Annotated in this window: 10 protein-coding genes; 4 read left to right on the plus strand and 6 right to left on the minus strand. The window is 66.2% G+C overall.

What is annotated here, in order from left to right:
* The 3 genes from ilvC to Q0627_RS09725 all read right to left on the minus strand — a co-directional run.
* On the minus strand, positions 1 to 599 hold a 599-nt coding region (gene ilvC, locus Q0627_RS09715), incomplete at its 3' end, for a ketol-acid reductoisomerase (protein WP_298809363.1).
* 142 nt (positions 600 to 741) lie between these two features.
* Positions 742 to 1,245, minus strand: a complete 504-nt coding sequence (ilvN, locus tag Q0627_RS09720) for an acetolactate synthase small subunit (RefSeq protein ID WP_291016140.1) — start codon at positions 1,243 to 1,245, stop codon at positions 742 to 744.
* Positions 1,242 to 3,200, minus strand: coding sequence for an acetolactate synthase large subunit (locus Q0627_RS09725; RefSeq protein ID WP_291016138.1), 1,959 nt, complete (start codon positions 3,198 to 3,200; stop codon positions 1,242 to 1,244). Before Q0627_RS09725 ends, ilvN begins: the two co-directional genes overlap by 4 nt.
* A gap of 432 nt (positions 3,201 to 3,632) precedes the next feature.
* Between Q0627_RS09725 and Q0627_RS09730 the strand changes: the two genes are divergently transcribed.
* Entirely contained in the window at positions 3,633 to 4,010 is a 378-nt protein-coding gene (locus Q0627_RS09730; protein ID WP_291016187.1) for a PH domain-containing protein, read from the plus strand.
* A 213-nt stretch (positions 4,011 to 4,223) separates the two neighbouring features.
* A complete protein-coding gene (gene ilvD, locus Q0627_RS09735) occupies positions 4,224 to 6,068 on the plus strand; it encodes a dihydroxy-acid dehydratase (protein WP_291016136.1) in 1,845 nt (614 codons plus the stop codon).
* Positions 6,069 to 6,152: 84 nt separating this feature from the next.
* Here ilvD and Q0627_RS09740 read toward each other — a convergent pair whose 3' ends face one another.
* Positions 6,153 to 8,477, minus strand: coding sequence for a DoxX family protein (locus Q0627_RS09740; RefSeq protein ID WP_298809368.1), 2,325 nt, complete (start codon positions 8,475 to 8,477; stop codon positions 6,153 to 6,155).
* Between the two features lie 822 nt (positions 8,478 to 9,299).
* Between Q0627_RS09740 and Q0627_RS09745 the strand changes: the two genes are divergently transcribed.
* A complete protein-coding gene (locus Q0627_RS09745; protein ID WP_298809376.1) occupies positions 9,300 to 10,385 on the plus strand; it encodes a PQQ-dependent sugar dehydrogenase in 1,086 nt (361 codons plus the stop codon).
* Here Q0627_RS09745 and gatB read toward each other — a convergent pair whose 3' ends face one another.
* Positions 10,386 to 11,897 carry an Asp-tRNA(Asn)/Glu-tRNA(Gln) amidotransferase subunit GatB gene (gatB, locus tag Q0627_RS09750; RefSeq protein ID WP_291016134.1) on the minus strand — a complete coding sequence of 504 codons (1,512 nt, stop codon included), beginning with the start codon at positions 11,895 to 11,897 and terminating at the stop codon, positions 10,386 to 10,388. It abuts the gene before it with no gap.
* A gap of 485 nt (positions 11,898 to 12,382) precedes the next feature.
* Here gatB and Q0627_RS09755 point away from each other — a divergent pair, with 485 nt between their 5' ends.
* Positions 12,383 to 12,604 carry a PspC domain-containing protein gene (locus Q0627_RS09755; RefSeq protein WP_291016185.1) on the plus strand — a complete coding sequence of 74 codons (222 nt, stop codon included), beginning with the start codon at positions 12,383 to 12,385 and terminating at the stop codon, positions 12,602 to 12,604.
* Positions 12,605 to 12,655: 51 nt separating this feature from the next.
* Here the strand turns inward: Q0627_RS09755 and Q0627_RS09760 are convergent.
* The coding region (locus Q0627_RS09760) for an ATP-dependent 6-phosphofructokinase (protein WP_298809374.1) at positions 12,656 to 13,439 on the minus strand (784 nt) is incomplete at its 5' end.

Consider the following 13,439-nt stretch of genomic DNA (forward strand, 5'->3'; position numbering starts at 1 on the left):
AGCACTGCCTGCTCACCGAACAGGTCGGTCTCGGTCTCTTCCTTGAAGGTGGTCTTGATGACTCCGGCGCGGCCACCGCCGATGGCGGAGGCGTAGCTCAGCGCCAGCGCCTGGCCCTCACCCTTGGGATCCTGGTCGACCGCGATCAGGCAGGGCACGCCCTTGCCGTCGACGTACTGACGGCGCACCAGGTGGCCGGGGCCCTTCGGGGCGACCATGCCGATCGTGACGTTGGCGGGGGGCTTGATGAGGCCGAAGTGGATGTTGAGGCCGTGTCCGAAGAACAGGGCGTCGCCGTCCTTGAGATTGGGCTCGATGTCCTCGGTGAAGATCGAGGCCTGGCTGGTGTCGGGCGCCAGCAGCATGATCACGTCGGCCCAGGCGGCTGCCTCGGCGTTGGTGAGCACCTTCAGGCCCTGCTCCTGTGCCTTTTCCCGCGACTTGCTGCCCTCGCGCAGACCGATCACGACCTCCACGCCGGAGTCGCGCAGCGACAGCGAATGCGCGTGTCCCTGGCTGCCATAACCGATGACGGCGACCTTGCGGCCCTGGATGATCGACAGATCAGCGTCGTCGTCGTAGAAAAGTTCGATCGCCACAGTGGATTCCCTTCGATGTGTGGCCCGCGGAGAAACTCGGCGTTTCTCACGGATTTGGTGTTGCTATCAGTCTTAGCCGATCAGCCCGGGACGAAGCCGGGTGGGCCGGTCAGCGGTGGTCAGCGGTTTCCCGGCGAGCCGGTCAGCGGTTTGTCGACATGCTCTTCGGACCGCGGCCGAGCGCCACGGCACCCGATTGCGCGATCTCGCGGATGCCGTACGGATCGAGCATCCGCAGCAGGGCCTCCAGCTTTTCCGAGGTGCCGGTGGCCTCGATGGTCAGCGACTCGGGCGAGACGTCGATCACCTTGGCGCGGAACAGGTTCACCACTTCGAGAACCTCGCTGCGCACCGCCGAATCCGAACGCACCTTGATCAGCATCAGCTCACGCGCCACCGACGACGCCGGATCCTGCTCGACGATCTTGAGGACGTTGATGAGCTTATTGAGCTGCTTGGTGACCTGCTCGAGCGGGAAGTCGTCGACGGTGACCATGATGGTCATCCGCGAGACACCCTTGAGTTCGGTCGGCCCGACGGCCAGCGACTCGATGTTGAAACCGCGCCGCGAGAACAGCGAGGAGACCCGGGCCAGCACGCCCGGCAGGTCCTCCACCAGCACGCTGAGGGTATGTGTGGTGCTCACTGCTCGTCCTTCTTGCTCGTGGCGGCCGTGTCCGGGCGCGCCATCGTTTCGTGGATGTCGACGGGGTCGGACACCGAGTCCTCCTCGTCGAACAGCGGCCGGATATTGATGGCCGCCATGATCTCGTCGTTGCTGGTGCCGGCGGCGACCATCGGCCACACCTGCGCGTCCTTGCCGACGATGAAGTCGATGACCACCGGCCGGTCGTTGATGGCACGCGCCTGTGCGATCACCTCATCGACGTCGGCCTCCTTCTCGACCCGGAACGCCGCGCAGCCGAGCGCCTCGGCGAGCTTGACGAAGTCCGGGATCATCCGCGAGTGCGTCGACAGGTCGGTGTTGGAGTACCGCTCGTCGTAGAACAGAGTCTGCCACTGGCGGACCATGCCCAGGTTGCCGTTGTTGATGAGCGCAACCTTGATCGGGATACCCTCGATGGCGCAGGTGGCCAGCTCCTGGTTGGTCATCTGGAAGCAGCCGTCGCCGTCGATGGCCCACACCTCGGTCTCGGGGGAAGCCATCTTGGCGCCCATCGCGGCCGGCACGGCGTAGCCCATCGTGCCCAGACCGCCCGAGTTGAGCCAACTGCGCGGCTTCTCGTACGAGATGAACTGCGCGGCCCACATCTGATGCTGGCCGACGCCCGCGACGTACACGGCGTCCGGTCCGGCGGCCTTGCCGATCGCCGAGATGACGAACTCCGGCGACATCGAACCGTCGGACTGGCGGTCGTAGCTCAGCGGGTAGGTGCTGCGCATCTTGTTCAGGTACGCCCACCATTCGCTGATGTCGGGCGTCGACGGGTCGGTGGCCCGCTCATTGCGCAGGGTTTCGATCAGGTCGACGATGACGGCCTGGCAGTCGCCGACGATCGGCACGTCGACGGCCCGGTTCTTGCCGATCTCGGCCGGGTCGATGTCGGCGTGGATCACCTTGGCATCGGGGGCGAACGAGTCGAGCTGGCCGGTGACCCGGTCGTCGAAACGCGCACCGAGCGTGATCAGCAGATCACTGCGCTGCAGGGCGGCCACCGCGGCGACGGTACCGTGCATTCCGGGCATGCCCAGGTGCTGCTGATGACTGTCGGGGAACGCGCCACGCGCCATGAGGGTGGTGACCACCGGAATGCCGGTCAGCTCGGCCAGTTCCAGCAGTTCGGCCGACGCGTTGGCCTTGATGACACCGCCGCCGACGTACAGCACGGGGGCCTTGGCGGCGTTGATGAGCCGGGCGGCCTCACGCACCTGCTTGCCATGCGGCTTGGTGACCGGACGGTAGCCGGGCAGGTCGATCTGCGGCGGCCACGAGAACGTCGTCTGCGCCTGCAGGATGTCCTTCGGGATGTCGACGAGAACCGCACCCGGACGGCCGCTTTCGGCGATATGGAATGCCTCGGCGATCACCTTCGGGATGTCGGCGGCGGCCTTCACCAGGAAGTTGTGCTTGGTGATGGGCATCGTGATTCCGGAGATGTCGGCCTCCTGGAAGCCGTCGGTGCCGATGAGGTGCCGGGCCACCTGACCGGTGATCGCGACGACCGGAACCGAGTCCATCTGGGCGTCGGCGAGCGGTGTGACCAGGTTGGTGGCACCCGGGCCCGACGTGGCCATCATGACGCCCGCGCGTCCGGCGACCTGCGCGTAACCGGTCGCCGCGTGACCTGCGCCCTGCTCGTGCCGGACCAGGACGTGCCGGACCTTGGTGGAGTCGAGCAGCGGGTCGTACACCGGGAGCACCGCACCGCCGGGGATGCCGAAGACCGTCTCGACGCCGAGTTCTTCGAGCGAGCGGACCACCGACTGGGCTCCGCTGACCCGCTCGGGGGCGACGACGTTCTGCGAAATGGCACGGAGGTTGCCGGCCGCGGGCGACGGCTGCCGGCCTCGCGCCGCGCCTGCTGCGATATCCGAGACTGGCGCCTCGCCCGCCCCGCTAGGTGCTGTTGGTGCGCTCACTGCACGATCCTCATCTGGTTTGACTGAAACTGCTGCTGACAACAAAAAACCCTCGACAGCTGTGCTGTGCGAGGGTGGCGCGTCGATGCTGTGAGGTCTACGAAGTGACCGGTCAGGCGACGACGCGCCGGCCGAGTACTACGAGAAAATCGAACTGCATCACGGCAAACACCGTAGAACTGTTGCTACTGCCGAGTCAAACTCCGTCCCAAGTCGTCCCATATCCTGGGAACACGCAGGTCCTATCCACCCGTCGCGACCCGACACCGCTATCACCCGAACCGATCCCCCACAATGGGAGCCGTGGAGAACAACCCGGCCAACTCGCCGCGCAAGACAACGAACCCGACCCACGACAGCCCGGCCGGCGACACGCAGCCTGCAGCCGGACGCGGCCCTTCCCCCACAGCCGGACGCAGCCCGTCCCCCGAGATCGCGCTGCCGATGTCCTTCCGCATCAACAAGCTCGCCTACTTCTCAGTGCCCCTCACCTTGCTCGTCGCGGTGATTCTCGCCGGAGCATCCATCACCTGGCTCAGCTGGACGCTGATCATCCCGGTCCTGCTCGCGCTCTGGATCCACCGTCTGCGTACCGACGTCACCGAGGCCGGCCTCCACGTCGTCGGCACCTTCGGCACCAAAGATCTGGAATGGAACCGGATTCGCGGCCTCCAGTTCCCCAAATGGTCGGCGGTACGGGCAGTGCTCGATGACGGATCACGAGTCCGGCTGCCCGCGATCGCCTTCCGCGACCTGCCCTTGCTCTCGGCCGCCAGCGAAGGCCGCATTCCCGACCCGTACGAGCGGTGAGCTTTTGTTGAGCCCACCGGAGTGGGCGTAATCTTGCTTGTTGTGACGCTCACAGCATCGAGCGAATAACAGCCCATCGCCAGATGTTGAACCCGAACATCGAGCGCCGGCGGCCAGCGGGAAACACCTCTGCCCTCGCCCCGACCGGCATCTTCATCCGCACCAGAGGCCCTGAGAGTTAAGTTCTCTCAAGGAGATTCAGAGGACACCGCAATGCCAGCCCTGAGATCACGGACCACCACCTTCGGTCGCGAAGCCGCCGGCGCACGCTCACTGTGGCGCGCCACCGGCATGACCGACGACGATTTCGGCAAGCCGATCGTGGCCATCGCCAACTCGTTCACCCAGTTCGTGCCCGGCCACGTGCACCTGCGCAACGTCGGCGAGATCGTCGCCGAAGCCGTCCGCGCGGCCGGTGGCGTGGCCAAGGAATTCAACACCATCGCCGTCGACGACGGCATCGCCATGGGTCACGGCGGCATGCTGTACTCGCTGCCCAGCCGCGAGATCATCGCGGACTCCGTCGAATACATGGTCAACGCGCACACTGCCGACGCTCTGGTGTGCATCTCCAACTGCGACAAGATCACCCCCGGCATGCTCAACGCCGCGATGCGGCTGAACATCCCCACCGTGTTCGTCTCCGGCGGACCGATGGAAGCCGGCAAAGCGGTGGTGGTCGGCGATGTGGTGCACCCGTCGTCGGACTTGATCACCACCATCTCGGCCTCGGCCAACAGCGACGTCGACGACACCGGCCTCGATGAGGTCGAACGCTCGGCCTGCCCCACCTGCGGTTCGTGTTCGGGCATGTTCACCGCCAACTCGATGAACTGTCTGACCGAGGCGCTCGGCCTCGCACTGCCCGGCAACGGTTCCACCCTGGCCACCCACGAGGCGCGGCGCGCCCTTTTCGAGAAGGCCGGACGCATCGTCGTCGAGGCCGCCAACCGCTGGTATCAGGACGACGACGAGTCGGTGCTGCCCCGCAACGTCGCCACGGGCACCGCCTTCCGCAACGCGATGGCGCTCGACGTCGCGATGGGCGGCTCCACCAACACCGTGCTGCACATCCTGGCCGCCGCGCAGGAGGGCGAGGTCAATGACTTCGACCTGTCCACCATCGATGAGATCAGCCGCCGCGTGCCCTGCCTGTCGAAGGTGTCCCCCAACTCCGACTACCACATGGAGGACGTGCACCGTGCCGGCGGCATACCCGCGATCCTCGGCGAACTGCGGCGCGCGGGCCTGATCGACGACTCCACCAGCACGGTGCACAGCCCGACGCTTGCCACCTTCCTCGATGACTGGGACATCCGCGGCGGCAAGGCCACCGACGAGGCGCTGGAATTGTTCCACGCCGCGCCCGGCGGCGTGCGCACCACCGAACCGTTCTCCACCGCCAACCGCTGGAGCAGCCTCGACACCGACGCCGAGGGCGGCTGCATCCGCGACCTCGAACACGCCTACACCGTCGAAGGCGGCCTGTGCGTGCTGCGCGGCAATATCGCTCCCGACGGCGCGATCCTCAAGACCGCCGGCATCGACGAGGACCTGTGGAACTTCGAGGGACCGGCTCGCGTCGTCGAAAGCCAAGAGGAGGCCGTACAGGTCATCCTGTCCAAGACCATCCAGGCCGGTGAGGTGCTGGTGGTCCGCTACGAGGGTCCCGCGGGCGGCCCGGGTATGCAGGAGATGCTGCACCCCACGGCCTTCATGAAGGGCACCGGCATGGGCAAGAAATGCGCCCTCATCACCGACGGCCGGTTCTCCGGCGGATCATCGGGCCTGTCGATCGGCCACATCTCCCCCGAAGCGGCCTCCGGCGGCACCATCGGCCTCATCGAGGACGGCGACCGCATCTTCATCGACGTCAAGACGCGGGCCCTCAAGGTGCTCGTCGACGACGAAGTGCTCGCCGAACGCCGCGCCAAGATGGAGGCCTCCGAGCGCCCGTGGCAGCCGAAGGACCGCGTGCGCCCGGTCACCATGGCCCTGCGCGCCTACGCCAAGATGGCCACGTCCGCGGACAAGGGTGCCGTGCGTCAGGTCGACTGACCTTGTGAACAAGAACCGCCCGGGAGCGGGCAGCCGATGCGCACGTGCGTCGGCCACCCGCTCCCGGGCGGTTCTTTGTCGCGATCAGACGGGGTTGCCCGGCGAGTCCAGCGGATTGGTGCCGTTGAACACCACCCAGATGGTCACCGCGACAGCGATGCCCAGCACCGCCAGAGCCAGGGAACCCCACTTCGGACGCGTCGCCCAGCCACGCCCGTAGTCCAGGGCCAGCCGGCCTGACCCGATAAGCAGAATCGTCAACAATCCGGCCACCAGGAGCACCTGGTACTCGATACCGCCCTTGCTGTCGGATGGATACCACAGTTCACCCGCCAGAGTGACCTTGTACGTCGTCCCGACCAGCAGCACGCCGAGCAACGCGGATGCGGCCACCGGTGTCACCAGACCCACGATCAGCAACGCACCGGCGGCGGTTTCGGTGATCGCACCCAGACCCGCCAGCCAGTGGGCCGCCGACTCGTCGAAACCTATGGACGGATTGGCGGGGTTGAGCAGGATGTCCTCGAATCCGTCGATCCCGGGACCGTCCCACCAGCCGAGCAGCTTCTGCAGACCATGCACGACTGCCGCCGCACCCACGGCAACCCTGAGTATCAGCATCGCGATATCAACGATCACGCGTCGGGCGCCACCGTCGGCCTCGACGTCATCAGCGGTTGTTTCCGGGTCAGCGGCTGTTTCCGGTTCGGGCGATGCCTTCTCGGCCTTCTCAGACTTCTCGCTCGTCTCGGCCACCGTCGGCTGACCGGATGCACCGACAGGTTCCGGTTTGTCCACCACCGGCTCGGGGATCGTCTCAGCCTGGGCAAGCTGCGCTGCCGGCGCTACCGGAACGAACTGTTCGGCAGGTTCTTCCGGAACATCAGGTTCTTCCCGAACATACTGCGGCACCGGCTCTACCTGCGCATACTGCTCGGCCTCGGCCACCGGCATATACCGCTCGGCAGACTCGGCCCCGACGAACTGCGCGACAGGCTCGTACACCTCGACCTGCTCCGCCGGGGCATACTCGTCCGTTGTATCGACAGGGACGTACTGTTCCGCAGGCTCAGCCGTAACGAACTGCTCGGCGGGATCGACCGCAAAGACCTGCTCAGCAGGATCAGCCGCAACAAACTGGTCCGTGGGCTCGGCCGCAACGAACTGCGCCGGCTGTTCCTCTTGGGCAAACGGCTCCACCGTTTCGGCCGCATCGAGCTGCTCCGTGGCGCCTTCCGATGCGTACTGCTCCGTCGGTTCGACCACATCGAATCGCGCCGTCTGTTCGTCCGGAACAAACTGGTCCGTCGGATCGGCTACGACGAACTGCTGCGCGGCGTCCGCCGAAACGTACTGATCGGCAGGCTCGACCGCAACGAACTGCTCCGTCGGTCCCTCCGGAACAAACTGCTCCATCGCATCGACCGCGACGAACTGCTCACTGGGCTCGACCGGAACGAACTGGTCCACAGACTCAACCACAGCAAACTGCTCCGTAGGTCCCTCCGGAACAAACTGCCCCGCCGTATCGACCACACCGAACTGCTCACCGGGCTCGACCGGAACGAACTGGTCCACAGACTCAACCACAGCAAACTGCTCCGTCGGTCCGTCCGGAACGAACTGGTCCACAGACTCAACCGCAACGAACTGCTCCGTCGGTCCCTCCGGAACAAACTGCCCCGCCGTATCGACCACACCGAACTGCTCACCGGGCTCGACCGGAACGAACTGGTCCACAGACTCAACCACAGCAAACTGCTCCGTCGGTCCGTCCGGAACGAACTGGTCCACAGACTCAACCGCAACGAACTGCTCCGTCGGTCCCTCCGGAACAAACTGCCCCGCCGTATCGACCACACCGAACTGCTCCGTGGTGTCCGCCGAAACGTACTGCTCAGCGGGATCGGCGGCGTCGGACAGTTCTGCGGACTCGGCTGCGACGAACTGCGCTACCGGTCCGAGGACATCAAATCGCGCAGCCGGTACTTCCGGAACGTACTGCTCCGTCGCATCACCCGGAACGAACTGCTCCATCGATTCCTCCGGCACGAACTGCTGAGTCAGTTCCGCCGGAACATCCTGTTCCGCGGGCTCGTCGAATACTACGGATTCGATCGATTCGGCAAACCCGGACTCGTCCACCGATTCTGGCTGGTCGACAGGTTCCGGCAACACATCCGGTGCCGACAGACCAGCGGGATCGAGGTCATCCGATAGGTCGGCCAGGTCCACGACCTCGGCGTCCTCGGTCGCGCCGGTCAGTTCCACCCCTTCGGCTACATCAGCGGCATCGGCTATTTCCGGAGCTTCGATCGCGTCGGCGACTTCGGCTACATCAGCGGCATCGGCTATTTCCGGAGCTTCGATCACTTCCAGAGCCTCGGTCACTTCCAGAGCCTCGGTCACTTCCGCAGTTTCCGGGGGGGCGGACGGCGCGGACTGTTCCGCCGGAGGAACCGATACACCGGATTCCCACGGCTCGGCCGGTTCGGCGGGCTCTGGGGGTTCAGGTGTCCCCGCGGTATCGGACGACACCGCTGCCGCGAGCGGCGGTACCGTCGCCGGGACTGTCCGCACGGACCGCCGGCGGCGGAACCGGGAAACGAACCTCTCCCATCCCGACAGCGGGGTCTGTCCGACCTGCTGCGGCGTCGCACGCCGCCCGGCGAGTCCGGCCGCCGCGTGACCATTCACCTCGTCGGTACGGTCTGCTTCGGGTACGTCGGGCTCCGGCGCTGCCGCTGATTGTGCCGACTGCTCCTGATCCTGCTTCTGCACTGTGGTCGCCACCTCGTTGGGATCCAGATCATCGAGTTCATCGACCCTGCGCAGCCCTGCACGGGCGTGGCGGTCGAAAAAGCTGTCCCGGTCGCCGCGACGACCGGACCCGGCAGTTCGGTGCGCGTCATTGACGGGAATCACACCGGTCGGGTCATCGTATGGGCTGCCCATGTTTCCATCCTCACGGTCAATGCCACTGACATAATCGACTCTAGGCACTGTCGACGCCGATTCGGCGGACATATCAGGTGTGGCGCCGATAACCGACCGTTGGGGTGACGCCTCAACGGATCGTACTCGGGTCCGGGCACCGCCGATCGCTACTGTGGTGGCATGCGAAATCAGCATGCCACCACCAGGGACCGGCGTCTCGGCAATCCGGCCGGAACGACCTCACGTGCTCCTCGCCGGGCGCTGCTCAGCGTTGTTGCGACGCTTGGAGCGGCGATGCTGACGCTTTCCGGTTGTGTCAGCTTCAACGATCAGGACCGAACGCGGGAGGCCGGGAACTTCAGCAACAACCCGGTGCCCGACATCATCGCCCCCAAAACCCCTGACTCACCGGCCCAGCCGAGCGAGGACCAGCAGGGACCACCGCCCACCGGACCGTGCGTCGATCCCGACAACGCGGTGATCGCCACCTGTCTGGCATCCACCGGCGGCGTGCATCCCGCCGACTCCGAGGGCAAGACCACCTACGTCGCCGAACGCACGACCGGCAAGATTATTGTTTCCAAACGCTATGGGCCGCAACGTGTTCTGGCCACGATCCCCGTCGATGCGAGCGGCGACGGCGGCCTGATCGACTTCGCCTTCTCCCCCACCTACGGTCAGGACGGCCTGATCTTCGCACTCATCACCACCGGCAGTGACAACCGCATCGTGCGGGTGGCCGCCGGCGACGTCCCCAAACCGATCCTGACCGGAATCCCCAAGGGCGCAACCGGAAACATGGGATCGATGTACTTCCAGTCGGCGGGCGGACTGATCGTCGCCACCGGGAAAGCGGGCAGCCCGGCCGCCGCCGCCCGTCCGTCCGCCCTCGCCGGGAAGGGACTAAAAGGGTCCCCGTTCCCCCACGCCGGACGTCCCCGGGTGGTCGCGAGCGGTTTCGGTGGCAATGTGGCCCTGTGCCCCGACGCCGAGACCAAGACGCTGTACGTCGCCGATCATGGCGAAGCAGGTGACCGCCTCTTCTCCGTCGACAAGAACGGACCAAAGAAGTTGTGGCAGTGGGACGACAACCCGCAGATCGGTGGCTGCGCGGCCTCCGGCGGCGTCATCTACGTCGCCATGACCCGTGCGCGGCGCATCGACTCGATCGCCGCCCCCACCGCGCAGAAGCCCACCATCACCAACCCCGCACCCGCCGACGTCGCCAAACGATTCGGCCACGTCGCCCGACTGGCCCCCATCCCGGGCGGCGTCCAACTCGCCACGGTCAACAAGTCGGTGGCCGGGGCGGATGTGAAGACCTACGACGACCGCGTCGCCATCTTCAACCCGCCCCAGCCCACCCAGGACCGCATGTAATCAGGCGTTGTTCACCGCGTCGAGGACCAACTCCTGGACGCGGGCGGCATCGGCCTGGCCGCGGGTGGCCTTCATGACGTCACCGACGATCTTGCCGGCCGCCTTCACCTTTCCGCCCTTGATCTTTTCGACGATGTCGGGGTTGGCGGCAAGGGCCTCATCGACGGCCTTTTGCAGCGCCGAGTCGTCACGCACCACTTCGAGGCCCCGGTCGGCGACGATCTGAGCGGGCTCACCCTCGCCATCGAGGACGGCGACCGCGACCTGCTGACCGAGTTTGGTGGTGAGCTTGCCCTCGTCGACCAGGCCGATGATGGTGGCGACCTGGGCCGGGTTGATCGGCAGGTCGGCGAGTTCGGTGCCGCGGGCGTTGGCCTGCTGCGCGAGGAACGACACCCACCAGCTGCGGGCAGCGTCGGCCTTGGCGCCGGCGTCGGTGGTGGCGATGATCAGATCGACGGCCCCGACGTTCACCAGGTCGCGCATGACCTCGTCGGACACGCCCCACTCCTGCTGAATACGGGCCCGGCGCACCCACGGCAACTCAGGCAGGGTGCCGCGCAGTTCCTCGACCCATTCGGCGGCGGGCTGCACGGGCGGGAGATCGGGTTCGGGGAAATAGCGGTAGTCCTCGGCGGTCTCCTTGCGCCGACCGGCAGAGGTGGTGCCGTCGGTTTCGTGGAAATGCCTTGTCTCCTGCACGATCTCGCCACCGTCGGTGAGGATCGCACCCTGTCGGCACATCTCGTACCGGACGGCCACCTCGACGCTCTTGAGGGAGTTGACGTTCTTGGTCTCGGTCCGCGTGCCGAACTCATCGGCGTCCTTGCGCATCAGCGACACGTTGGCGTCGCAGCGCAGCGAGCCCTGGTCCATCCGGACGTCCGAGACGCCGAGCGCCTTGAGCAGATCACGCAACGCCGTCACGTATGCACGCGCCACCTCCGGTGCCCGACTACCCGCTCCCACAATGGGTTTCGTCACAATCTCGACCAGCGGCACTCCGGCCCGGTTGTAGTCGAGCAGCGAGTGGCTCGCCCCGTGGATACGACCCGTAGCGCCGCCGATGTGCAGCGACTTGCCGGTGTCCTCCTCCATGTGGGCGCGTTCGATGTCGACCCGCCACGGTGTGCCGTCGGGCAGGACCACATCGAGGTATCCGTCGTAGGCGATCGGGTCGTCGTACTGGGAGATCTGGTAATTCTTCGGCTGGTCGGGATAGAAGTAGTTCTTACGGGCGAACAGGCTCGACAGCCGGATCGAGCAGTTCAGCGCCAGCCCGATGCGGATGGCCGACTCGATGGCCTTGCCGTTGGCCACCGGTAGCGATCCGGGAAAGCCGAGGCACACCGGGCACACCTGGGTATTGGGTTCGGCGCCGAACGCGGTGGGGCAGCCGCAGAACATCTTGGTCTCGGTCCCGAGTTCGACGTGCACCTCCAGGCCCATCACAGGATCGAAATCCGCGTTGACCTGGTCGTAGTCGAGCAGTTCAGTCGTAGCCGAAGTCATGGGCAACAGTTTATGCCCAAAAGTCCTACGCGCAGCCGCCGACCGCCACCGGCGCAGGGCGGCCGATGTCCGGGACAAGATCAGGGCGTACCCCGATGCCACGGCACGTTCGCGAACCTAGCGTGGTCGGTGACGAAAGGAGTTCGGCCATGAGTACCCCCGAACCGACCGTATCCACCCCCGACCTCAACAAACAGGCGACACCGACCACACGACTCGCGCAGGTCCCCGGACCCCAGCAGGCCCCAGAACCTCAGCAGGCTCCAGAACCCCAGCAGGTCCCAGAACCCGAGCAGATCCCCGCGGCACAACACGCGACGGTCACGGCCGGCGCGCCGTCACCGGGTGGGGCGGCCTCCACCATCCCGGACCCGGCGGAGGTCTTCCCGGAACTGGCGCGGCCGACGACGTTCGCCGGCTACGTCCCGCCGCAATCCGCCGCGGGCTATGCGCCGCAGTCGTACGGCCCCACATCGGGTGCCGCGATCGGGCAGAGTGGATACGGCCCGCCCGACCACGCACCCAAACGCCTCACGCGATCGACCCGCAACAAGTGGATCGGCGGTGTCTGCGGTGGAATCGCCGAATACTTCGACTGGGACCCGAATCTGGTCCGCCTGGTGTTCGTGCTGTCGACCATGCTGCCCGGTCCCCAGCTTCTGGTGTACGCCGTTCTGTGGCTGGTGATCCCACGCGCATCGTCGTGAAAACAATGACGGTACAAGGCTTTCCCGATCCGACCGGCGGTGCGGGGGTGTTCACCCGAAGATGACGCGCATTTCGTCGTAGTACTCCGGGCGGACCTGCTTGAGTTTGCCGAGTGCCTCGTCGAAGGTGATGCGGGCCATCTGGGTTCCGTGCAAAGCCACCAGGTGCCCCCAGCCGTTGTCGGCGACGAGATCGGCGACGGCCCCGCCCATCCGGGTGGCCAATACCCGGTCCCAGGCGCTGGGCACACCGCCGCGCTGAATGTGACCGAGAACCGTCGCCCGGGTTTCGATTCCGGTGCGGCTCTCGATCAGTGGCGCCAGCACTTCGGCGATCCCGCCCAGGCGGGGACGATTGAAACCGTCGAGCCCCTTCTCCGAGTACGCCTCCTTCATATCCGGCAGCGTGAAGCCTTCGGCGACGACGACCATCGGCGCTCGGCCGCGGTTCTTCACACTGGTGACCCAGGCGCAGATCTGGTCGAGGCTCTCGGGGTGTTCGGGGATGAGGATGGCATGCGCGCCGCCGGCGATCCCCGAATGCAGCGCAATCCAGCCGGCGTGCCGTCCCATCACCTCCAGCACCATGCAGCGCTTGTGTGAGTTTCCGGTGGTGCGCAGCCGGTCGATGGCCTCGGTGGCGATCTCGACCGCCGTGTTGAACCCGAAGGTGTAGTCGGTGGCGTCAAGGTCGTTGTCGATGGTCTTGGGGACGCCCACGATGTTGATGCCGTCGTTGAAGAGGCGGTTGGGCGCGGGGGCGGTCCCGTCACCGCCGATCGCGGTCACACCCTCGGGCTCCCGGGCGGCGCTCCCCCTCTTGAGGTTCTTCCGG

The sequence above is a fragment of the uncultured Gordonia sp. genome, from assembly GCF_937858515.1.
In the GTDB taxonomy this organism is placed as follows: Bacteria; Actinomycetota; Actinomycetes; order Mycobacteriales; family Mycobacteriaceae; genus Gordonia.